11 protein-coding genes and 1 pseudogene are annotated in these 24,471 nt (G+C 50.0%); 6 read left to right on the forward strand and 6 right to left on the reverse strand.

What is annotated here, in order from left to right; translation table 11 throughout:
- Positions 1-438 precede the first annotated feature (438 nt).
- Positions 439-1,218, reverse strand: coding sequence for a class I SAM-dependent methyltransferase (locus tag F6Y09_RS07750; RefSeq protein ID WP_152206338.1), 780 nt, complete (start codon positions 1,216-1,218; stop codon positions 439-441).
- A 617-nt stretch (positions 1,219-1,835) separates the two neighbouring features.
- Here F6Y09_RS07750 and F6Y09_RS20500 point away from each other — a divergent pair.
- The 3 genes from F6Y09_RS20500 to F6Y09_RS07760 all read left to right on the forward strand — a co-directional run bounded on the left by F6Y09_RS20500 (position 1,836) and on the right by F6Y09_RS07760 (position 13,091).
- Positions 1,836-11,339: a malectin domain-containing carbohydrate-binding protein gene (locus F6Y09_RS20500; protein WP_152206339.1), complete on the forward strand. Its 9,504-nt coding sequence runs from the start codon at positions 1,836-1,838 to the stop codon at positions 11,337-11,339.
- 68 nt (positions 11,340-11,407) lie between these two features.
- Complete coding sequence (locus tag F6Y09_RS20345; protein ID WP_218944122.1) at positions 11,408-11,845, forward strand: hypothetical protein; 438 nt, start codon at positions 11,408-11,410, stop codon at positions 11,843-11,845.
- A gap of 13 nt (positions 11,846-11,858) precedes the next feature.
- Positions 11,859-13,091, forward strand: coding sequence for a cytochrome-c peroxidase (locus F6Y09_RS07760; RefSeq protein WP_179959367.1), 1,233 nt, complete (start codon positions 11,859-11,861; stop codon positions 13,089-13,091).
- A 16-nt stretch (positions 13,092-13,107) separates the two neighbouring features.
- Here the strand turns inward: F6Y09_RS07760 and F6Y09_RS20505 are convergent.
- A pseudogene (locus tag F6Y09_RS20505) lies at positions 13,108-13,997 on the reverse strand (IS3 family transposase); the annotation flags it as partial.
- Positions 13,998-14,306: 309 nt separating this feature from the next.
- On the opposite strand from F6Y09_RS20505, the gene F6Y09_RS20115 reads away from it, so the two are divergent.
- Positions 14,307-15,653, forward strand: coding sequence for a hypothetical protein (locus F6Y09_RS20115; protein WP_179959368.1), 1,347 nt, complete (start codon positions 14,307-14,309; stop codon positions 15,651-15,653).
- Positions 15,654-15,767: 114 nt separating this feature from the next.
- On the opposite strand, the gene F6Y09_RS07780 is transcribed toward F6Y09_RS20115, so the two are convergent.
- On the reverse strand, positions 15,768-16,682 hold the full coding sequence (locus F6Y09_RS07780) for a glycosyltransferase family 2 protein (protein ID WP_179959369.1): 915 nt from the start codon (positions 16,680-16,682) through the stop codon (positions 15,768-15,770).
- A gap of 612 nt (positions 16,683-17,294) precedes the next feature.
- Here F6Y09_RS07780 and F6Y09_RS07785 point away from each other — a divergent pair.
- Positions 17,295-18,584 carry a glycosyltransferase gene (locus F6Y09_RS07785; RefSeq protein ID WP_179959370.1) on the forward strand — a complete coding sequence of 430 codons (1,290 nt, stop codon included), beginning with the start codon at positions 17,295-17,297 and terminating at the stop codon, positions 18,582-18,584.
- Here F6Y09_RS07785 and F6Y09_RS07790 read toward each other — a convergent pair.
- The 3 genes from F6Y09_RS07790 to F6Y09_RS07800 form a co-directional block, all read right to left on the reverse strand.
- The gene (locus tag F6Y09_RS07790; RefSeq protein WP_152206345.1) at positions 18,581-19,747 is read right to left on the reverse strand and encodes a glycosyltransferase family 4 protein; all 1,167 of its coding nucleotides are present in this window, start codon (positions 19,745-19,747) and stop codon (positions 18,581-18,583) included. The genes F6Y09_RS07785 and F6Y09_RS07790 overlap by 4 nt on opposite strands.
- Before the next feature lie 11 nt (positions 19,748-19,758).
- On the reverse strand, positions 19,759-20,796 hold the full coding sequence (locus F6Y09_RS07795) for a sulfotransferase (RefSeq protein WP_152206346.1): 1,038 nt from the start codon (positions 20,794-20,796) through the stop codon (positions 19,759-19,761).
- Between the two features lie 209 nt (positions 20,797-21,005).
- On the reverse strand, positions 21,006-22,502 hold the full coding sequence (locus F6Y09_RS07800) for an oligosaccharide flippase family protein (protein WP_152206347.1): 1,497 nt from the start codon (positions 22,500-22,502) through the stop codon (positions 21,006-21,008).
- 233 nt (positions 22,503-22,735) lie between these two features.
- Between F6Y09_RS07800 and F6Y09_RS07805 the strand changes: the two genes are divergently transcribed.
- A complete protein-coding gene (locus F6Y09_RS07805; protein ID WP_152206348.1) occupies positions 22,736-24,034 on the forward strand; it encodes a right-handed parallel beta-helix repeat-containing protein in 1,299 nt (432 codons plus the stop codon).
- Positions 24,035-24,471: the final 437 nt, after the last annotated feature.

Raw genomic sequence — 24,471 nt, forward strand, 5'->3', positions numbered from 1 at the left:
AACCTCTGCTCTTAATTACGGTCACTCAACCGGTGAGCGTAACACCTTAGCTAGTTTATCGGCTGGAGTGCGAAAGCCGATGTTGTTCGGGAGAGGTTGTTTAGTCCCGCCTAAGACCGATCCAGGTCATTTCGTGAAGGGCCGGAGAACATGCGCCTCTTTGGAAAGTACTGTCAGAGCAGGCCGTTGGTATTCTCATTCGTACCCCGCTGCCAAGGACTATGCAGATCACAGAATTACACAGCCATCTTTACAAAGGTGAACTCTCTGCTCTGGTTCCGGACTGGATGTCCGGGCTCGCTCGGCACAACTTAAAGGGGGAGGCGGGGGGCACGGATTTCAGAAGCTAGATTAAATAGTTAGCAATCCAAGTAACAGTGACTTGCCGTTACTGACGGCCATTGGCGGCGCTCATCAAGGCACTGTGAGAAAACCGGGTTAGGTTTTCTTATAAATGGCGAATATATTATTTTCAATATACGTTATTCCCAATTTATTGAGGATGTAACAAGCCCAAATTTCAATAAAATTTAATACATTATTATTTATTGTCGCTGACGTGTCATCGAAATAGCTAAACTCTACATTCTCAAATCCATGATTTAAAAAAAGAAAGTTAAGATCCTTCTTCGAATTCATCTTATATGCGACTGGAAAAGTGTCCTTTTCTTCTCCGCCCCAGATAACTGATTTTATTTTATGATGCCAAGAAAATGGTGTTAGTCTAGTAATGATAGGTATTGGGGACATCTTATTTATGGTGTAAATTACAACGAGGCCTCCGGGGGCAATCAATGATCTAAGATTTTGAATAACGAGATCAGGCTCCTCTATATGTTCGGCCACCATGCGAAAAGTGGCCAGATTGAAGATCTCATCGGTTTTAAAATTCTCGAACATTTCCTGCGAATATTCATGACAATAAGGGTTATCAAGAACATTTTCGCTTGGATCAACTGATATAAGCTTATTGCACCTGTTGGCTAGCTCAAGGGATAAGCTCGGGTTATTCGGAAACAAGGCATGACCACCTCCAACATCGATCCAGTTTGTGTTGGGCGTGACAATTTTATCAATTTTACATTCGTACAAATCTCCAGCCAATGTATGGCCAAACTTGAATCGCCGTTTAGGACCCCATCCGGTTGTGGATGGCTCTCCATATTTTTTCTTGAAGTGCCTACTAATGTCCTCATCGGTAATGTTTACGTAGCTCATCGATTGCCCTTTTTGACGATAGCGTTTTATCTTGAGTTCAAGTTCTCGTAAACGTTTTTCAAGATCAAGCTATGACTCTTCTAAAAAGACTAAGCCAATTTCGGCAGTTTTCAACCAAGCGTGCCCAATAGCGCCATAATTTTCCGTATATTAAAGCGAACTTTCTGAGGCTTGCCAAGGTCAATCGCTACCGGTTTGCTGGCTTCCCGAGTACGGGTGTTTCCAGATGTGGCCTTGATAACTCCTAACTCGGGAGCCAGGCCGATTCCGAACCGTTCGCAGCGCCTGGTTTCTAAAACTTTTGTAGCGGCCTTCCCACATCATTCGACTGGAGTCCATCGGAACATGCAATCCTGCCAAAGTTAATTAAGAATTTGTTGACCTGTCCGTTTCTCTAATACCAAGAAGGTCAATAACCAACGGCTAAGGGAGCAAAGGGAGGCGTAAAAGTGTCAGGAAATTTTACGTTTTTGATAGTTAACCCTTGATAACAGGGGTTCGGTCGTCCCTTTCTAACGGTAACTTAATGTCAAGCTGTGGATTTCTAGCGAATGGTTTAATTCTTGCTGTTAACTAGTTTGGTGCAGGAAAATTCAAGAAGCAGGGAGGTCTTTGACATGAGTTCTGACCGCATCCGTGCAGTTTTTGGGACCAGTATAGTGGCATTGATAAGCCTGATGCCTGTCAAGGCGTTCTCAGAAACCACATCTACTCCTCTTATCTGTATCAATTCCGGAGGCCCTGCTTACACAGCGCAAGATGGGCGCGAATATGTTGCTGACTCTCTTTTCTCCGGGGGACGCACGTTTGGGACGTCGCTTTCCATTGCCGATACCACGGATGATGCGTTGTTTCAGACAGAACGAAACAGGACCTTCGAATACAATATCCCGGTCCCGTCTCAGGGCAACTACCAGATAGAGCTTTCCTTCGCAGAGATTTACTTTCAGTCAACTGTAACGCGGGGCGGGCCTGGCACCCGGGTTTTCGATGTCTTTGTCGAAGGTAAACTGGCGGATGATAACCTTGATCTGTTAGCGACAGTTGGCCCTGCTACCGCCCTGAACCGTACCTATCATGCGGTGGTGAACGACGGCACACTGCGAATTTCGTTTGTCGGTGTCAGTGATAATCCCAAACTCTCAGCGCTATGTGTGTATGAAAGCGAAGGAGATATGGATGGCGATGGGGTCTTGGACAGCATGGATGCGTTTCCGTCCGATGCCAGTGAGTGGCAGGACAGCGACGGCGATGGCGTTGGAGATAACAGCGATGCGTTTCCTGACGATCCCGCAGAGTCGTCAGATATGGATGGCGACGGTGTTGGTGACAATGCTGATGTAGATCGAGATGGGGATGGATTCCTGAATGAGAATGACGCCTTTCCGAATGACGCTACGGAATGGTTGGACAGTGACGGTGATGGTGTTGGAGACAACAGTGATGCATCGCCTTATGGACCGCCACCGGGCCTTGTAATGTGTTTGAATTCCGGTGGCGGTGCCTACACCTCAGCGGAAGGTGTTGATTTCCAGGCTGACGCCTATTTCAGTGGTGGAAACATTGGCAATCAGAATCACGCCATAGCGGGCACCGAGGACGATCCTATCTACCGTAGCGAACGTTACGGCGCTTTCAGTTATAACATGCCTGTTCCAGATGTTGGCACTTACCGGGTCGATCTGCATTTTGCAGAAATATACTACCAGGCAACCACAAATTCGGGTGGTCCAGGCACGCGTGTTTTCCGGGTACAGGCTGAGAACAGCCTGTTGCTTGACAACTTCGACATACTGGCGCTTGTGCCAAGCAAAACTGCTTTGATTGAGACTCAGACGATACCGGTAGCCGACGGGCAGCTGAATCTCGGCTTCAGTAGTATTGCTGAAAACCCAAAAATATCAGGTGTTTGCGTATACAAAGCGGACGGGGATATGGACGGTGATGGGGTGCCAGACAGTCTGGATGCTTTCCCCAATGATCCTTCTGAATCGGCGGACACTGACGGTGACGGTGTTGGTGACAACGCTGACGTTTTTCCCGCTGATCCCAACGAGGTTTCAGATCTGGATGGAGACGGTATTGGTGACAACAGCGATCCGGACAGGGATGGAGACGGCTATGAAAACAGTAACGATGCGTTTCCAAATGATTCGACAGAGTGGCTAGATACGGATGGTGACGGTGTAGGAAACAATGCCGACAGCGATTCCGATAACGATGGTTATTCAGATTTGGAGGATGCGTTCCCGAATGATCCAGCGGAGTGGAGCGACCTTGACGCCGACGGGGTTGGTGATAACGCCGATGTTGACCGAGACGGTGATGGTGTACTGAACGGAAATGATGCTTTTCCGGATGATGCAACGGAGTGGGCAGACAGCGATGGTGATGGCGTTGGAGATAATTCCGATGTTAGCCCGTACGGTCCGGATCCAGGACTTGTTATGTGTCTGGATGCTGGTGGTCAAGGCTATGCCTCGGTAGAGGGTTTTACCTACCAACCCGACAGCTATTACAGCGGTGGCACTGCAGGGTTCAGGGGACATGATATCGCTGGTACTTCTGACGATATTGTTTACCAAACCGAGCGTTATGGGCAATTCAGTTATGCAATACCTGTTCCCGAGGTGGGTAGTTATCGGGTTGATCTGCACTACGCTGAAATCTATTACCAAGCAACAATCGCGGACGGTGGCGCTGGATCCAGGGTGTTTGATGTCACCGGTGAAGGAAATATTATCTTCGATAACTTCGATATCCTGGGGAATGTTCCAGGCAAAACTGCGCTCATAGCCAGCAAAGTCGTCCACGTCCAGGATGGATTACTCAATCTAAGCTTTTTGCCTGTAGTAGAGAACCCAAAGGTTTCAGCCATCTGTCTTTATAGCAGCGAAGGAGATTTGGATGGCGATGGCGTTCTGGATAGCGCGGACGCCTTCCCTTCAGACCCGGCAGAATCGGTGGACAGCGATGGTGACGGGATTGGGGACAACGCAGATGCATTTCCAAATGATGCGTCTGAGAGTAGCGATCTGGATAACGACGGGATTGGTGATAACAGCGATCCGGACAGAGACGGAGATGGGTATGAGAACAGTAGCGATGCGTTTCCGGACGATCCAGCAGAGTGGGTAGACAGTGATGGTGATGGCATAGGCGATAATTCGGATGTGAATCCGAACGGTCCGGATCCGGCGTTAGTAATGTGCCTAAACTCCGGGGGGCAGGCTTACTCCACGGTTGGGGGCGTTTTATTTGAACAAGATAGCTATTTCAGTGGCGGTAATATAGGGACTGCAAGCCACGAAATTGAAGGTACTGATAACGATACGATATATCGTTCTGAACGCTACGGGTCGTTTGGTTATGAGATTCCTGTACCAAACACTGGTAGCTACAGGGTAGAGCTGCATTTTGCTGAAACCTACTTCCAGGCCACTTCCCCCTCCGGCGGGCCGGGCACCCGTGTATTTGATGTATACGCGGAGGACGCTCTGATAGTCGATAATTTTGACATCCTTGCACAGGTTCCAAGTAAGACAGCATTAGTCCACAACGCCATCATCGCGGTACAGGACGGTGCTCTCAACCTGTCATTTAGTCCTGTGGTCGAGAACCCGAAAGTGTCGGGGCTTTGCTTGTATGAAAGCGAAGGAGATCTGGACGGCGACGGTGTAATTGACAGCCAGGATGCGTTCCCAACTGATCCGACCGAGTCTTCTGACCTTGACGGTGATGGTGTCGGAGATAACGCCGATGCGTTCCCCACAGACCCCTCAATGAGTTATGACCTTGACGGCGACGGTATTGGTGACAATGTCGACGCTGATCGTGACGGGGATGGTTATCCAAATGACAGTGATGCATTTCCGGATGACAGCAGTGAGTGGGTCGATACCGATGGAGATGGTATTGGAGATAACTCTGACCCTGATCCTACCACGCCAACTGAGCTACCTATCATGTGCGTGAATGCTGGTGGTGGTGAGTATAACGGTGCCTTAGGTGTCAAGTTCCTTGCCGATACGTATTACTCTGGCGGGTCAGTTTTTGAGACCAATGCTGATATAAATCTGACCAACGATGATGAGATATACCAATCAGAGCGGAATCGAGGCTTCATTTATCAGGTACCGGTACCTGAAAATCGATTTTACCGGCTCGACCTGTATTTTGCAGAAATTTATTTTCAAGGTATATCTTCCAGTGGCGGGCCAGGCACCCGGGTATTTGATGTGCTTGCTGAAGGAGTAACCATCTTTGAAAATATTGATATCCTCGCGGAAGTTGCCAGTAACACTGCATTGATTAAAAGCCGCGTGGTCAGAGTGCAAGACGGTGTGTTGGACCTCTCTTTCAATGCTCACTCCGATTGGCCGAAATTGTCTGCGTTCTGTATCACACCCAGTGAAGGAGACAGTGACGGGGACGGTATTATCGACAGCCAGGACGCCTTTCCTGCGGATCCTGGCGAGTGGATTGATACTGACGGTGATGGAGTAGGTGATAATGCCGACGTCTTCCCGAATGACCCCAGTGAAAGCAGCGATATAGATGGTGACGGTGTGGGTGACAATGCCGATCCGGACCGAGATAACGATGGCTATTCAGACGATATTGATGCTTTCCCGGCTGATCCGGCTGAGTGGCTTGATAGCGACGGTGATGGTTATGGAGACAATGCCGATGCTTATCCGAATGATCCGGGACAATGGTTCTATTCGGACCTGTTTAATGTCGTTTTCGTTGACTCTGATCTAACAGTAGATAATCTCGACCTTGCTCAAGCACTGATCGACAATCAAGAAAGTTATCCGAGCGTTATTGAGCAGCATGAGAGTATTAATTTAAGTGATGATCAGGAGCATGTTGAATTGTTCGGCAACAATTCGATGATGGCGTTTGAAGATAATTTTGCAGTAAGCGCGAAACGTCAGGTTCATATCGAAGAAGCTGATTATTATACTTTCATTATCAGAAGTGATGACGGTGCAAAACTGACCATAGACGGGAAGACTGTCATTTACGACAACAAGACTCACGGGCCAGCAAACAACCAGGGTGTAATATACCTGAATTCGGGTTTGCACAACCTGGAGTTGCTTTATTTCGATAACACCAAAGGCGCCATGGTTGAGCTGGTAGCAGCTCGGGGAAATGGTGACGAATTTTATGCTGATCAAGCTCAATTTGCCCTGGTTACAGATCGTATAAACGCTGTTCTGACTCCGCCAGAGATATTCCCGCCACACATAGGTGGCCAGTGGAGTGATGTTGTCCAATGGCCTGAAATTCCGGTCTCGGTCGCCAACTTGCCGGATGGTCGTTTGTTAACGTGGTCAGGCGGTGACGCTACGCACTTCGACGGTGTTGGAACAGTCTCCAGTGTCTACGACCCCGCTACAGGCACTTTTGTCAATACTGACCATGAATCTCATAACTTCTTCTGCTCGGGCATAGCCCTGCGTGAGGATGGTTCGGTATTCAATGCCGGTGGTAATCCTTCGACTACTCAAACCAATCAGTTTGATATTGAAACCATGACCTGGGAAACACTGAGCAATATGAATTTTCCCAGATGGTATCCCACCACGATGACGTTGCCGGATGATCGGGTATTTACAACCTTTGCACAGGGGGCGGGCGATACCTCGGAGGTGTACTCGAGCGATTCCGGACAGTGGCTTTTAACCAGTAATGCTTCAATGACAACCTTGCTGAACGAACAAAATTCCACCAACTATGGTCAGGCTACGAATAATGGTGGTACCGACATGCAATGGTACGGGTTTATGCATGTTGCGCCAAATGGTCGTGTATTCCACTCTGGTCCGACCGAAACCATGCACTGGTTCGATACGGAAGGCCTGGGGGGCGTAGAGCCTGTCGGATCGCGGCTCGAAGGTGATCAGGCCAGGATGTTTGGTTCAGCCGTCATGTATGACGTCGGTAAGATTCTGATCACAGGCGGCAATGATCTTTCTACGCAGATACCATCCTCTGATCGTGCGATTACCGTCGATCTGAACGGAGCCGTGCCGGTTATTGAAGAAACAATACCGATGAACTACCGCCGCACCTTCCAAAATTCCGTAGTGCTACCTGATGGGCGCGTTATGGTAATTGGCGGAACTACCGCCGCTAAACTGTTCAATGATGAAGGCACAATACTCCAACCGGAGATATGGGATCCGTCGACTGGAGAATGGATGACTGTCAGTAGTCACACGGTCCCTAGAAACTACCATTCGGTCGGTATCTTGATGAAGGATGGTCGGGTGTTTTCTGGTGGTGGTGGTGCTTGCGGCCTATGTGATGCGAACCATCAGGATGCACAATTTTATTCGCCGTCTTATTTGTTCGCCAGTGATGGCAGTCCTGCTCAAAGGCCGGCGATTAACAGTGCTCCTACCATCGTAAATGCTGGCCAATCGATACTTGTCAGTGCATCCGGTGGCATTTCAGAATTCAATATGATTCGTTTGCAGGGAACCACCCATTCGATCAATACGGATCAACGGTTTATACCACTCGATTTTAGTATTGAAGAGGGCGGTTATCAGGTAAATATAAACCCAAATCCCAACGTCATGATTCCGGGATTCTATTGGATGTTTGCAATTGATGAAAATGGGGTTCCGTCTGAGGGCTACTCTATACAAGTTGTCCGGGATCAGTTTGAGCTGGATTCCGACGGCGATGGATTTGTAGACAGCCAGGACGCTTTCCCGGGTGACCCGACGGAGTGGTTTGATAGTGACGATGATGGGGTAGGTGATAATGGCGACGTCTTCCCGAATGACCCGAGTGAAAGCAGCGATATAGATGGTGACGGCGTGGGTGACAATGCCGATCCGGACCGGGACGGTGATGGCTATGTGAATGAGAATGACGCCTTCCCGAACGACGCTACTGAATGGCTGGACAGTGATCAGGACGGGGTGGGTGATAATAGCGATGAGTACCCTGACGATCCAACCCGTTGGGGCAGCGGAGCTTCCGACTGGGCTATTCGTGAACCCGCTCTTGGTGCAGCACAGCCCCGCCATGAGAATGATTACATAGCGTTCAAAGAGCGCTTCTATCTGACAGGCGGTCGTGGTAGCCGGGGCGTCAACGAATATAACGCGTTGACGAACACCTGGGAGAATCACGGTGTTCCACGTGATGAAAATTTTGAAGAAATTCAACTTCACCATTATCAAAGTGTTGAGGTGGGAGGGCGCATATACGTTGTTGGGGGGCTCGTGGGCGGATTCCCGAGCGAGCAGGGCGCGGCTGAAATATATAGCTATCACCCTGACAACCCATCGTCCTGGCATAAGGAGGCGTTGGTGCCCGAAGACCGTAGGCGTGGTTCGACAGCAGCGGTTAACTATAAAGGTAAGATCTACATAGTTGGTGGCAACACACAGGGGCACAATGCCGGCTGGGTGCCATGGTTTGATGTATATGATCCGAACGAAAAGACCTGGGCGTCATTGACAGATGCTCCGCATGCCCGAGACCACCATCGTGCAGAGATCATTAATAACAAGCTCTATGTTGTTGGCGGGCGGCGATCCAGTGTTGACTTGGGTAACGCTATTGGAGATACAGAAAAAAATATTGACGTGTATGATTTTGAAACCGCATCTTGGAGCGTGCTTGGCAGCGAGCTACCAACACCCAGGGGCGGTATCGCGCTCATGAAGCATGGCTCGGAACTGATTATTGCTGCCGGGGAAAGTAGTCTCGGGGTTCACAATGAAGTAGAAGCGCTTGATATCACAAATGATACCTGGCGCAGTTTGCCGAACCTGAATGTTGGGCGTAACGCCCCTGGGGGCGTGCGGTATGGGAACGAACTTTTTGTTGTTGCAGGCAGGAACCCTTCAGGTCATGAGGTCGGAACTCAGGAGGTTATGACGCTGACGCCCCGAAATGTCCTGGCTGACATGGACAACGACGGCGTTGTCGACAGCGAAGATGCGTTTCCTGAAGATTCATCTGAGTGGATCGATACTGACGGCGATGGAATCGGAGACAATGCGGATCTTTATCCAAATGATCCGGGGAACCCGATAGATACCGATGGAGATGGCGTACCTGATAGCGAGGATGACTTCCCGAATGATCCGAGTGAGTGGGTTGACTCTGACCTGGATGGTGTCGGCGACAACAGCGATGCGTTCGTTACTGACCCTGCTGAGTGGACTGATACAGATGAAGACGGAGTGGGCGATAATGGAGATGTTTACCCAGATGATCCTTCTCGTTACACAGTAGCCGCTTCAAAAGTCCTCAACTCTACCAGCCTTGTCTTAGAGCCCGACACGGCAGGGGATCGGGTATGGGTGGTTAATCCTGACAATGACTCGGTCAGCCTTGTTGTGAATGGCACCCTCCAGGCCGAGATTTCAGTAGGAGACCAACCCAGTGCAATTGCGCTTGCGTCAGAATCCAATCAGGCTTGGGTGTCGAATAAAGGTGACTCCACTCTGTCCGTAATTGATCTGGATGGGCAGGTCAACCTAAAGACAGTTGACTTGCCCTCATATGCTCAGCCTCACGGCATTGTATTCCTGCCAGGATCTCAGCAATTACTGGTTGTTCTCGAGGCACGTCAAGAAATAATTAAACTGGATACCTCGACCGATCAAATAGTTAAAACGGTTGGAATTCCTGGACGACCCAGGCATCTGGCAGTCGATGCGCTCGGTGAAAAAGTTTATGTTTCAAGTTTTATTACACCGAGCATTCCGGGCGAAAGCACCAGTGCACCTGATGTGGCCAGTGCGGGCGGCGAAATCTATGTACTTGATGCTGGGACCTTGACGCAAGTCGATACAATCATGTTGGGTTATAGCAGTAGAGGGGTATCGGAGCACGCAGGGCCCGGTATACCGAATTACCTGCAAGCGCCTGTTATGTCGCCGGATGGCACGATGGCAGTCGTTCCTTCAAAACAGGACAACATCCTTAGTGGAGCTCTGCGGGGTGGTCCGGGTATGACGTTCGACCAGACTGTCAGGTCGGTTTCTTCCATCATCAATCTGATTGAAGGAACTGCAAACCCAGGCGCAAGGATCGATCACGACAACGCCAGCATTGCAAGTGCCGCTGTGTTTAGTGGTGATGGCCGGTATATCTTTGTCGCGCTAGAAACCAGCAGGGAAATCGCGGTTTACAACATCCAGAGTGGATTCCAACTGACCCGTCTGGCTACCGGTCTTGCTCCGCAGGGTGTTGCGCTCTCTCCGGATGGAGAAAGGCTTTACGTGCATAACTTTATGGACCGCAGCCTTTCTCACTATGAACTGAAGCCAATTCTTGCCTCGGGACAGCCTACAGCAGATGATTTGGGAACGGTCGCGCTTGTCGGAAACGAATCATTGTCTCCTGAGATTCTGCTAGGTAAACAGTTATTCTACGACGCCGCCGATGACAGGCTTGCACGTGATAACTACCTGAGCTGTGCAACATGCCATAACGATGCTGGAGATGACGGTCGGGTTTGGGATATGACAGGCTTCGGAGAAGGCCTGAGAAGCACTCCTAGCCTGGTTGGCAAGGGGGTCGGGCATGGCCTTTTGCATTGGTCCGGCAACTTTGACGAAGTCCAGGATTTTGAGGCGCAGATCCGAAATCTCGCTGGTGGTACCGGGCTTATGGAAAATGCGGACTATATATGGGCTGAGACACCCCAAGGCCCTTCGAAAGCAACGTACAGTATTGAACTGGACGCTCTTGCTGCCTATGTACAATCACTGGTTAAACGGCCGGCATCTCCTGAAAGTGTCGGCAGCCTATCTCCGGTTGCGGCCGCCGGCCAAATGCTTTTCGAGGAAAAAGGATGTGTAGCATGCCATAGCGGAGCACAAGGCACAGATTCGGAAAGCGGCTTGTTGCATGACGTTGGAACGATAGAATTGTCGTCTGGTCAGCGCAATGGGGATATCCTGAATGGTATTGATACACCTACACTGGGCATGCTGTGGAAAACGGCACCGTACCTTCACAATGGGTCTGCTTCAACAATAGCGGAGGCTATTGAAGCACACGAAAACCTCAGTATCACTGCGACTGAAGCTGAACAAATTGAACGTTTCCTGCTTGAAATAGATAGTGGACAATAGTTCGACATAGAGTTCAGAAGTACTTATATGAGCAATTGAAATTCAGGTTTTTACTGAGGTAGAGCGATTTGATGACAATGCAAAGGAAGGTCATCGCAAATACTTGCGTGTGGCTGCTTGCATGCAGTTTTATATGGGTACCGAGTGCATCGGCCGGGGCCTGCGAGCCCGTTTGCAGAGCTGTATCGGAGTCAGGTTACTTTATCGTCGAGGTGCGTCCTGAAGCTGAAATGATTGCTCTGAACCAGTACCACTCCTGGATAGTGCGAATTACTGACAGCAACGGCATGCCCCTATCTGATGTTTATCTGCTTGTTGGAGGTGGCATGCTTGGTCATGGGCATGGATTGCCTACGCAGCCTCGTATTAGTGGGCGCCTCGGGGAAGGTCTGTATCGTATATCCGGTGTATTGTTTAATATGCATGGAAATTGGATGTTGCGGATTGGTGTGCGTGACGGCGATATTCAGGACGAAGCGAGAATCAACCTTGCGCTGGATTTTTGAGTCTCCCTTACGAATGACTGCAATACTCCCTCGCACATTCTCAGGAATATTTCTGGTTTTTTTGTCAATTGCCGCGAGCGGTGATGATTTTTTTTCCGAAAGAGAGGTTCGAATCCTGGAATCGCTCAGTCTTTCCGCACTTGGCCCAGTACCAGAGAGTCCTTCCAACCGCATCGCTGATCATCCTGTTGCTGCAATACTTGGTAAATCAATTTTTTTTGATTCACGTTTCAGCCTGGATGGAACTCTATCATGTGCGAGTTGCCATCAACCGGACAAAGCATTTAGCGACGGCTTAGCACTTGCTCAGGGAATGGAACGAACTGGCCGCAATACACCAACGTTACTGGGTGTGGCTTACCAGCAATGGTTTTATTGGGATGGCCGGCGTGACTCTCTTTGGTCCCAGGCGCTGATACCTTTTGAGGCGCCGAGTGAGATGGCCACAAGTCGGGTTGGTGTAATTAAAACGTTTTTTGAAGATGAAAATTACCGAAAACTTTACAAAGAAATATTTGGCATATTATCGAATATTGTTCTAGCTGACTTGCCAGATCAAGCCTCACCGTTGGGTCCTCTAGCCTATCAAAATGAATGGTACCGTCTCCCAAGGCACGTTCATGATGATATCAATAGGATATTTTCAAACATCGGTAAAGCAATTGCAGCTTTTGAAAGAACCCTGGCACCACCGAGTACAAAGTTTGATGAATTTGTAAAAGTATTGAGACACGAAGGAGAAAGTCGAGCTTTGGAACAGGTGACACAGAAAGCAGCTGACGGAATGAAGCTTTTTATGAATATAGATAAAACACAGTGCCTGCGATGTCATAATGGTCCAATGCTAACTAACGGTGGTTTTCACAATATAGGCACTGGCATATTTCGCGGGTCCAATATGGATTTCGGTAGACTATTTGGCCTGCAGGCTGTTCTGCTTGATGAATTTAACTGTCTGGGAAAATACAGTGATGCGGTCGAACAGGATTGTGATGCTATCAATTACATTAATAAAGATAGTCATCAACCGCTGAGAGGGGCTTTTAAAACACCTACGCTACGATATCTGGAAAAAACGAAGCCGTATTTTCATGATGGTAGATTTAATAGCTTAATAGAAGTCATAGGTCATTACTCCAGTAAAAAAGATGTTAATACTGTTAATCAGAATACAGAGATAGAGGGCATAGAACTAAATCAGCTTGAAATAGAGCAGTTGGTTGAATTCGTAGAATTATTAAACTGAATTCACTCACGCTAGCCCAGCAGTCGCCGCGCCGGCTCATGCTTTGTGTCATTCGATAGCGCCAGAGTCTCTGACGGCTGGCGTACTGACTTCCCTGGTCCGACTGGAACATGACTTTCTCCGGTTGACCAGGCTTGTTCCCAGCCAACAACTCGACGGGCATACAGGTCCAGCACAACCGCGAGGTAGCTCCACCGCTGGCCACTCCAGGCGCAGGTGATGTCACCGCACCAAGCCTGATTGGGTCGGTCTACCGTAGACTCACGGGCCAGGTGGTTTGGGATATCCGTTCGTTCGACGGTGGCCTGCTTGTATGCGTGGGGATCTGGCTGCTTACAGATCAGTCCCAACTCATTCATCAGTCGTTGGACCTTGAAGCGACCAATCACCACGCCGTCGTCGTTGAGCATGCCTTTGATTGTCCGGCTGCCGGCAGAACTCCGGCTCTTGATAAACAGGCGATTTACCTGACCCTTCAGAGCCAGACGCTCAACGTCGATATGGCTCCGCCGTTGGCGGTATTCGTAATAGCTGGGACGGCTGCTATCGAGCGCATTGCAGACCATTTCAACAGGCATTTGCTCACTCAACTGGACTATCAGCGCGTACGATTCATGTCGTCCGACATCAAGAGAACGGTAGCCTTTTTAGTATGTCTTTCTCCTGCTCAAGGCGTTTACAGAGGGCTACCAGTTCCTGAATCCGGCGCTGTTCCGGGGTTAAGGTCTTGCCCGTCGGGATAATGCCCTCACGCTCATCCGTAAGCTGTTGAACCCAGCGCCTCAGAGCGCCTTCTCCCACGCCCAGCGACATACTTGCCTGGGCGATGGTGTAACCTTGATCCAGCACCAGACTGGCTGCTTCCCGCTTGAACTCGGGAGTAAAGGAACGTCGTTTTCCGGCCATCAGACACCTCGTTTATGGTGGTGATCTTACCACCTACGTTGGTGTCCGGAATCAATGAACCACTACAGAAATTTAACCAAAATTTTGGAGCAATTTCGCATAAAAACACCGATTAAATGATATCGTATGCGATTGATAAACGGTTGGTGCTTACATGTAGTTTTTATGCGTAGTATTTGCATGTAGCATCTTTGGTCGCATTTATATTTCTATAGGCCAGCGCAAGAGGTAAAGTAAGAAGGAGAAGATAGAGCATTTGTTTGAGGGATCTGGAATTACCTTGCTGGATGATGTTATTTGGAGAGAGTAATGGGTATTAGTTTAAGAGCTTTAAAAAGAAACAAAAGCCAACTTTATGTTGGTTGGTCGTTTAGTGTTGTTGCCGTATCTATGTTTTTGATCAGCATGACAGCTCATGGGCAGACAGAAACTAGCCCTAAGAACCTGGGGTTAATAACAAAAGATTACATACTGTCTAACTACCTCGGATCCTTTAAGACTGATCATACGGATGCTTTTTCATCCACGAGTTATTCACAGGGAAGAGTGGCCTATCACCCTGAGAGGAACAGTGTATTTATTGATTCTCATGTATATCAGCTTGGGGTTGGCGAATTCCGTATTCCCCAGGTTCTTAGTCAATCAACGGATAAATCGAAGTTGCCTGATGGCGAGCCCATTCAAAACTTTGTTGAAGTGATTGATAGAACAACGACGGGCAACCAGGACGGAATCGACCGCCTTGGTGGTATGGCGATAGTAAATGGCGATTTGTTTATCCAAGGCTATGACACCTATGATGGAAATGGAGATGCAAAACAGACAACCATGGTTGTGAGAACCCCATCAAATTTAGCCAGTAGTGAAATTGACGGATTTTATGAAATGGATGGAGCCGCAAGGACAGTCAATTACATATCGCCAATCCCACCTGCATGGCAAGAATTGCTGGGCGGGCCTTACCTTGCTGGGAATGGCGGAGGGATGTCAATTTCAAGTCGTCTCAGCGAAGGGCCGAGTCTATATGTTTTCGATCCTGAAAATGTGGCAGGCAATCAATGGGCGGTTAATACAAAGGAATGGATGAATTATCCATTTCAAAACGCTTTGTCTTCGAGTATTTGGCAAGATTCTACAGTAAGTGGGTCCGGGGATTGGGATATTGCAAATCATACCGGCAAGAATGACATGTGGACGGTAAAAAGCACTGCTGCCTTTGCTTTTATCGTGCCAGGTACAAGAACTTTTATGGTAATTGGATCTTCGGGTATGCATGATTCGGGCGGTGGATACAAGATCACCAATGATGCAGGCTTCCTTTGCGGGGGTTTTTGTGCTAACGATAATGAGGACTATCACAGTTACTTCTGGCTCTATGACCTTAATGAGATACTTGCTGCGTCTACCTCCCATGAAGTCATACCATACAGCTATGGAATTTTTGATGACCGTTGGATGGAATATAATGAACAAGGCGGGACTGGTGAAGTGACCGGCGGAAGTTTTGATCTTCAAACTGGCACATTGGTTTTGAGTCATGCTGCGGCGACAAAAAACCATGAGTCAGGTAGCCCTGTGATTTCTGTATATAAAATTCCCGTGCCTAACAACAACCCACCCAATCCACCATCAAATATTACTATTTTACAAGATTGATAATTCCAGGCGAAATAATAGTTTTCAGATTTGGTTCATCGGATGGCACTGTAGAAATTGTTAATGATTATATGGATGGATGGGCCCCCATCTAGAGGGGGCGCATTCAACTGTTCAGATAAGGGACTTTAAAGAGGCCCTCATAAAGCGCAGGTAATCTTTAGCAGAAAGTGGTTCGCTTCGTACTTCCTTAAAGAGGTGTCGAGCCTTATCGTATTCACCATGCCAGTAGTATTGTCTGAATAGAGTTAATCTTGAACTTTTCACTTCCTTACGCGTCTGCATTTGCAGTGTCGCCGGTAATGCTTCATCAAACAGAAGCTTTTCAAGGATCCGGATACGCCCCTCAAAATTGCCAAGAATGTTTCCAGAGAAATTATCGTCGTGCTTGTTGATTATTACACCAGGCATCCTGTCGATAACAGAATCGCCGTAGGCCGCAAGGCGACGGGTAAGGTGGGCGTCCTCTGCCTGCCATCTCGAAACTTCTGGGGTTATGCCCCCGATAGCCTCATATAATTCACGGCTGAATACACAAGCAGACTGAAAGCAACATTGGAAATTAAGCAGAGCTGAATAAAGGCCAGCGTCAGTATGGATGAGCTGTTCAAAACTTTCAGATGAGGAGGTCAGCGACTCAAACCACCCTTCCGGGGCTGCGTCGAATTTGGTTCTGTCTGGCTCGTTTGACATGTGGAAATTGGCGAAATAAAAATTTGAAGAGGGGAACTCAGAGCGGGCAAATCTGAACCGTTGGATATGCTCCGGGTACCAGAAATCATCGCTGTCGCACAACGCAATCCAGTCCCCTTTTGAATGCTCTATTGCAGTTTTGCGCGCTACTGCTGGCCCGCTGTTCTCAATACGGATTACCTTGACCAACTGGCCGTAGGGTTGAAGAGCGTTAGGTAGATCGTCTTCCGAGCCGTCATCACAGAGGATGATTTCATCCACTTTGCTGCTTTGTCCCAGAATGTGGTCAAGAGTTGAGCCAATCCATTTGGAGCGGTTGAAGATGGGAATTATCACTGATATTGAGTCCATCGCCGTTCAAAACCTCTTCGTTAAAGGACAAGGTATGGAGGAGATTTCTCAGTAAACCACTTTTCGTCCAATGAGATTGAATGTTTCGGCCAGGTTAGAATTTGGCTTACCCGACAGCGAGAAAACGTCTGCATTAAATACATCAACTTCATACGTATTGAATAGACAGAATAACTCAATGAAAGGTAATTATACACAATAGGCATTTGGCGGGCCTCTGCTTGTTAGAATACCTCATAGCTGCTTAAGCTATTGTTATGTTCAAAGTCTACGAGAAATAGACCATCATTGTTGCCGTGCTGAACACACTTCTTGATCTGCCTGGCTTGATTGATTTGAATTCTTTGGAGTTTCGCTTCCCGCTCATCATCAACACCTGTAGATTTAACGTTTATTATAACGCTATCAGGCGTCTACTGTATCGGGGCTTGCCAATGTGGGTGTTGGCGGTGCTCCGGGTTCCACATCAGCGGTGCTCAGGACAGGAAGATTTACATGGATAGCCGCCAGAATCAGGATTCAGTTGGTCACTCTGGTGCGCGAATATGCTGGAGAAGTCGATTAAGAATTCGTCTTTTTCTTTTGCGGCAGCGGTTGGTGGAGCTACTGAAATATGATGCCCGTCGTTGGATGTTGCCCTTCACCCTTCTGCTCTACGTCCGGGCCAGATTTTCGCGTATGCGGGGCCGCTACAGTTGCTACGGTCAACAGTTGTCGAGCCTGTTTCGCACCGGCTGGGCCGGTAGTGCCTGGCTGGTTACTGGCGAGTGCCGCCGTCTTTTCTCCACGGACAATCCGGTTGGACGCGCCCTGAGCCGTCAGACTATCGACGCAACCCAACCCTTATCCAATACCCGCAAGTTCTTTGACGACCCAACCCAGTTGTTCGAGGGTGTGGTCATAATATTGAAGGCAGCGACGGCTACTGAGAAGGGCGTTCTGCTTGTCAAATATAGCTACTACTTCAGTCTGTTATTCAAGCTGTTCGACGTCGAGGAGCTGGCGCGGCACTACCATCTGGTACTGGAACCAAGCTGGGCCGGCTATGCAGACCCCGGCATTCTTTGTTATGCCCATCTTCGCGAGCCGGTCTTCGTGATGACATATGAAGGTCGCGATCGCGACTTTATCCAACGGCTTGGCGCCAACCTGGTGCCGGTTGACATTGGGCCTAGTTGGTGGGTCGACCATCGAATGTTCCGGCCATTACCGGAGATTGCCAAGCGGTTCGATTTGATAATGGTTGCTGCCTGGGATCCGTTCAAACGCCATCACGCCTTATTTCGGGCTTTGCGGCAATTGGCGCGTCGGGGTCGACCAATTCAAGTGGCACTTGCTGGCTACTCGACTACAACGAACGCTGAACGTATTCTCGAGTTGGCGGACTACTACGGTGTTCGATCCAGTCTCACTATCTTTGACAAAGTGCCACCGAACCAGGTTGCAGATCTTTTCCGCCAGTCGCGTCTCAACCTTTTGTGGTCACGTTTTGAGGGCAACAACCGGGCAATCATCGAAGGGATGTTCTGCGATGTCCCGGTTATCGTCCGGGCGGGGCATAACTACGGTGAGCACTATTTCTATATTAATGATGAAACCGGCCGCTTCGCCACGGAAGCTGAATTGCCTGACACCATTATGGCCATGCTGGACCAGGCTGAACGCTTCGAGCCTCGAGCCTTCGTCGGTGAGTGGCTGTCCTGTGAGCGAGCCACCGAGGTTCTGGCTGGGGTGATTGCGGAGCATGATCCAAATTGGCAGGGCGAATTGGCCATCAAAGTCAACGAGCTCGACGGCATGCGCTATGCCGAGACGGATGCCTCCGCACGATTTGAGGCCGACTACCGCTTCCTGATCTCGATGGTTCGCTGTTCCAGTACGAATTAGTCGCTGGACTGTTTAACCTCGGCTGATTTGCTGAACAGTCGTTCGGCATCCCGCGCCAGGTTTGGCCAATGGAAACGCAGGGCCTGGCTCACGCCAGCCTCGCCCATGCGCGCCAGGCGTTCCGGATCGGCCAGTAGCCTCGACAGCGCCGCGGCCAGTGGCTCGGGTGCGGTGCAGTCCACGATAACTCCGGTCTCGTCCGGTACCATGGTTTCGCGGGTGCCGCCTGAATCGCCGGCTAATACGGCCTTACCGCAAGCCTGAGCTTCAAGCAGTACGATGCCGAAGCCTTCAATATCCCGTCCGACAGTCCGGTTGGGCAGGGCGAAGAGCGCACAATGCTGATAGCAGGCAATCATCGTTTCGTCGTCAATTGCGTCTCGAAACTCCACCCGCTCCGCCACCCCCAGATCTTGCGCCAAGCGCGCCAGTTCGGCTTTTTCCTTGCCGTCGCCGACTATGCAGTAGTGCACGTCCGGATGCGAATGGCTCAGTTCAGGCAGGGCAGAGATCAGCATGTCGTGCCCCTTGCGCTTTTGCAGCCGGCCCACGGTCAGGATTACGTTTTTTCCTGCCCAGCCAGGTGGCTGAGGTCTTATTTGCGTGCTACTGAAGCGATCGACGTCGACCCCAGGGTGCATAACTGCAATGCGGTCCGCATCGACGCCCCAGTTCTCGCGAAGCAAAGCAGCGCTATTGTGGCTGTTACAGATTAATCTTTCGGAGTTGTTCAACACTCTTTGCACCATCCACGATAGCTCCCGACTAGTGGCTGCCGTCTCAACATCTTCGCCATGCACATAGCAACTATAAGGCCGTCCGGTGATGTTTTTCAGCAGCCACGCAATGACTCCTTCCGGCAGGCAGCGGCCGCAATGAATTTCTTCAACGCCTATCCGACGCGTCAGGCGAATCAAACGCCAAAGGTTGTTCAGATAGAAGCGTAGCCCCACCAAGGAGCGCAGCCCCCATGACGGACTACTTAACGGCAAGCGATGGATGCGATGGGTCTGGCTTCGGTCGAATTCGGAAGCGCCGGGGTAGTGGCCGGCACCGAATTCGACACGGTTGGCGGGCAGGCGAGAGTAAATTTCCCAGAACCAACGGCCGCTGCCGCCATGCTGGGGCGGAAAGATCTCACTGAGTAGAAGGATTTTTCTCATGGCAGGATGTCTCAAGAGGCGGAAAAGTAGTCGTTAAGCAGGGCGTCACACTCGGTTTCTATGGAACAAAACCATTGATCGTCAGCGTAGTCGTGCCAGTTATCCAGACGTGGCTGCTCGATCAGTGGTAGTAATGGCTCAATATCGACTTTTACACCAATGGCATCGAACAGATGGGCCAGAGTCGGTTTCGGTGATGTGACCAGGTCTTCAAAGGCAAGGTTGTAGTTGGCGTGTTGCTGACCGTGGAGGAAGGAGAGTTTCCATAACAGGTAGAAAAGATAGTACCTATGTCGGTCATGAAAGTCGGTCAGGAAAGGGTAGTAGCGGCACAGATCCCGGCCCCACAGGTTCAGGTAAAATCGATCTTGGTAGCCCCGTGACCCGCTGGCATCCGGCCCATAGCCATGACCAGTTCCGAGAAAGGAGCACCATTGTTCGCGCGGATCGCGGTAAATGTGCACAATCGTGGCATTCGGGAATTCCTGCCGGAGCCATGGCAGGCGGAAATCGACGCGGTTAAACTGCAGCACAGGGCGTTCGGGAGCGCGCTCGATCAGGATCTGAAGGTAGCGCTTGAGGGCCGGATCAAAGTCGTAGCCATCCATATAAAGGCGTTCGCGGACCCACCGCTCCTGATAAAAATTTGCCAGCTCCTCCAGACCATCGTATTCGCGCCAGTAATCGTCGACCCCCCGGTGTGTCAGATCGGTATGGTCGCCCCGGCCAGAGGTGTCGAACCAGCGACGTTCGTTTAGTGGTTCGTAGTAAGCGGTGTGGACACCTGGCCGGCGAAAGAGATTCCACAACAGGGTTGAGCCGCTACGAAATCGCCCGCTTATAAATATGGGATGAGGTTCTATCGTTGGTGTGGCTTTTTGTACCGAAACCGGTCGGTAAGGTGTTGGCCGGTAGGTTAGACCGGTGCGGATTCGCGGGTCGTCGGTGTGGCGCTGGTTAAGCAAATGGTGAACTTCCTGGCTGTCCAGAGCTCGCACCAAAGCCCTGATCAAATGGTCGCGCAGCCAGCGTCGCAATGTTGACCTCATTCTGCGGGTCCCTCCTTAATGCAGCTCAACAAGTCCCTGGCGCATTTCGGCAGAGCGCGGCCAGTAAACAATACAACCGGTAAAGAATGTTTTGCTTCTTAAAATAGTTTATCAGAATGGCGAACGCGCGGGAGATATATCGATCCAGGCAGGCCTTTGTAGCATCGACCGAGAAAGCTGATCGATCGGAGCTGATGAGAGCAATGGGACTAGCCGTGACGAGTCAGCCAACAACGTAAACCCCGAATACAGTGGCTGACAGCGGGGGCCACAAATGCCTGGACCCGACGAACATCATTATTGGTGCGATAGAAAAGGGCGTAGAGGATCACGGCAGTGACAAGGTATGCAGGAAAGAAGACGGCGGTTAAATATACCAGGTGTACCAGGCTAAACGTGTGCATCCTGCTGTCGACCAAGGCGCTTAGCCAAACGGCAACCAGGCAGCCCAGAACGATAGGCACTGTCAAACTTATTAAGCGTACTATCCCCAGCCTCAGGCTATGGTTGATATAAAGGAAGAAACCCAGCGCAGTGGCAGCGCCCAGCAAGCCCCGGTGTAAGGCGAACTCGTTAAGGCTATCGCCGGGAAAGAAGAAGAGCACGCCGACGACGCAAATCATGGAGGCAACATCGTACCCGAAAACCTGTTTCACACGCCCTTGAGAGATGCAGTAGGACTCGAAGAGTTGGTTTAGCGAAAATGCGAAAAGCAGCAGCGACAGCGCCGACAGAACGCCATACGCGCTGGTCCACTGCGAGCCAAGCAGAGTGTCGATGATGGGCGCCGGATAATGCCAGATAAAAACACAAAGTGGCATTATCAGAAAAAGGATTACAAGCAGAGCGATACGTACCTGTTGGGGTAGGGCATCGGGCTGATGCTTCTTGGAGAGTGAAAAGGCCGACAGCAGAGGTTCAATGGCCGGCGAAATGATGTCAGTGGCGGGAATGGAGGTAAGATGTTTGACCATGTGATACTTGCCAACTTCAGCCACACCGAAGCTGCGAGAAACCAGCAGGGTGTCGATATGGGAACGGGTGTAGCCGAAGACGCTTTTCAGCAGCATCCACTGTGAAAAATTCCATTGGGTGCGAATCTGCGAGAGGCTCAGGCGGGGCCGGAATTGATGAATGAGGTAACTGCCCAGGGTGAATGCTGCGGACGAGACCAAATCGCCGATGATCAGTGCCCAGAAGGAGGGCTCAATCAGTACCACTGTCATGACAACGGTGAAGGAAAGCAGTTTCTGGATGATCGAAAGACGCAGAATACGCCGGTAGTCAAGTTGCTTCTTCAGCAGGGTCAGGCCTGGGTTGAGTAAAGCTGAAATAGGCAATGAACAGGAGGCTATCCACAGCGCCATCTGTAATTCGGGCTTGTCGTAGTAATCGGCCACTGTCGGAGCAGCGGCGATCAGGATCAGTTGCAGGCCGCCCTTCATGAGCAGGTCTATGGTCCAGGCAGTGTTTAGATCGTCATCGTGCAGGTCGGCTTTCTGAATAATGTATTGGGTGCTACCACTGGTGGCGACGATGTCGAAAAACTGGACTACGATGGCCACGATGGCGACGAGGCCGAAATCCGCCGGTGTCAGTAGACGTGCCAATACTAGCGTACTTATCAGACCCAGACTGCGCTGGGTGAGACGGATAATGAGCATATTGGCTGAACTGGAAAGGACTCGGTGTGCTAGAGAGGTCATCTGCGTTCATGTCCCGGGTCGGTGTTTTATCCAAAACGTTTGCAGGACCAAACTATACGAGAACGTAATTCTGCTTAGGTTAGTCTGCCACGCAACACTTTTCCAAGGTGAAAAATGAGAATGAATGCGTGGTTTTACTTGCGCCAGAGGTTATCCTGTAATCACTACATCCGCAATCCTGTGCGAGAACTTCGGCTCGCCAGACCTCAAAGTTAGAAGGAGACCATTTCTATATGTTCGCCATCAAAATCAAGACAGTATTTCGTCAGCTTGGACTAGCGATGCTTCTGGTAAACGTTGTCCCGGTCGTCGTTGCGTTCGATTGTTTGCCTGCCCCCGCTTTATCCGAGCCCACCGGTAATATTGTCGAAATTGGTAGTGAAGCGGAATTGCAGAACGCGATGGGTAGTTTGCAACCTGATACAACACTCCTTCTCGCGCCGGGTACCTATGTTCTGTCATCAACTCTTTACATTCGTGCTGCCAACGTCACCGTCCGCGGCGAGGCCGACGATTGCGATTCGGTCCGGTTGATTGGTAAGGGAATGGAAAATTCCGACTATGGTAATGTTCCCCATGGGATCTGGACTGATGCAACTGGTTTGAATGTACAAAACCTGAGCATTGAAGACGTCTACCTGCATTCTATAATGATTAACCCCGGTGCAGGCACGCCTCACCTATACAATTTGCGCTTGGCTAATGCCGGCCAGCAGTTTGTCAAGGCCAATCCTTACTCATTTGGCAATGGGGTGGACGGGGGTGTCGTCGAATACAGCGTTCTTGAATACACTGATGGACCGCCGACGACCGACCATGGCGGTGGCACCGGATACACCAATGGGGTGGATGTACATGGCGGTGCAGACTGGATTATTCGCAACAACCTGTTTGCTAACTTTCATACGGATGACACGGCTGACAACCTGTGGAACCCGGCAGTTCTTATGTGGAATGGTTCCAGTGGAACGCTTGTTGAGAACAACCGCTTCATGAATGTGGATCGCGCCATTTCATTTGGGCTTATCGACCGTGATAATGATCATCGCGGTGGCCTGATCCGTAATAATATGATTGCCTACACAGAAGGACTGTACAGTGATCAACGCAAGGCAGCTTCGGACGCAACGATTATCCTCTGGGACTCTCCCGATACAGGCATCTATCACAACACGGTGCTGACTAACGGCAATTTGAGCAAGTCGATTGAGCTTCGCTTCAATACGAGTGGTTCTGTGATAAAGAATAATCTCCTCGATGCGCCGATCGGTAGCCGCGATGGGGGTGATCATAGTGCTAGCCAAAACAGCTTCGAAGGCAATGCTGGCCTGTTCTTTTCACCTGATATCGCAGATCTCCATCTACTTGCCGCGAGTACTGGAGTCATGAATTCGGTTTCGTCTCTTCCAGAAGCCCAGACGGATTTCGACGGACAAATCCGTTCTGACATCAATCCCGTTGACTTTGGTGCGGATGAGTATCTGGGGATATCCCCCCCGATGCCACCAACTGATTTGCAGATTGTCCAGTAAGATTCCGCAACTGGTCTGGTAGGCAAGGGCTGATGCCGTTGGCGATACCCAGTTTCCGGGAAATCTGCGTCAGTTTATGTCGCAGTGGGCCGGCCCCAACGATCAGCAGCCTTGCCTCAGTGAGATGCTTGGTAATTATCTTAAGCGCCTTCAGCATCATACTTTGGCTCTTGATCGGATTCAGGCACGAAACCTTCTATGTCCAAAAGTGCCTGTCGCGTTGCTTCGGAGATGTCTACAATAGAATTAGGAGATTTGGAAGAGAAGGCTTAAGAGTTGACGCTTTCAGCTTGTTAAATGGCCAGATCGTCTCAATAGGGATGTCTTCCTGTCGAGCCGCTTGCCAAATGACCGACCTGTCGCAGCAGAAAGAAACGTGGCGTTATTCGTAAATGGAAGGCCGATGCAACGAACAGTCATAATGTCAGGGAGGGTAT

The organism is Marinobacter changyiensis, assembly GCF_009193265.1.
Taxonomy (GTDB): Bacteria; Pseudomonadota; Gammaproteobacteria; order Pseudomonadales; family Oleiphilaceae; genus Marinobacter; species Marinobacter changyiensis.

What these genes read in the sequence shown, in the direction of transcription:
- F6Y09_RS07800 (WP_152206347.1), bottom strand. Translation starts at nt 22,502, where the DNA reads ATGACCTCTCTAGCACACCGAGTCCTTTCCAGTTCAGCCAATATGCTC.
- F6Y09_RS07750 (WP_152206338.1), bottom strand. Translation starts at nt 1,218, where the DNA reads ATGAGCTACGTAAACATTACCGATGAGGACATTAGTAGGCACTTCAAG.
- F6Y09_RS07805 (WP_152206348.1), top strand. Translation starts at nt 22,736, where the DNA reads ATGTTCGCCATCAAAATCAAGACAGTATTTCGTCAGCTTGGACTAGCG.
- F6Y09_RS20500 (WP_152206339.1), top strand. Translation starts at nt 1,836, where the DNA reads ATGAGTTCTGACCGCATCCGTGCAGTTTTTGGGACCAGTATAGTGGCA.
- F6Y09_RS07760 (WP_179959367.1), top strand. Translation starts at nt 11,859, where the DNA reads ATGACTGCAATACTCCCTCGCACATTCTCAGGAATATTTCTGGTTTTT.
- F6Y09_RS07790 (WP_152206345.1), bottom strand. Translation starts at nt 19,747, where the DNA reads ATGAGAAAAATCCTTCTACTCAGTGAGATCTTTCCGCCCCAGCATGGC.
- F6Y09_RS07795 (WP_152206346.1), bottom strand. Translation starts at nt 20,796, where the DNA reads ATGAGGTCAACATTGCGACGCTGGCTGCGCGACCATTTGATCAGGGCT.
- F6Y09_RS20115 (WP_179959368.1), top strand. Translation starts at nt 14,307, where the DNA reads ATGGGTATTAGTTTAAGAGCTTTAAAAAGAAACAAAAGCCAACTTTAT.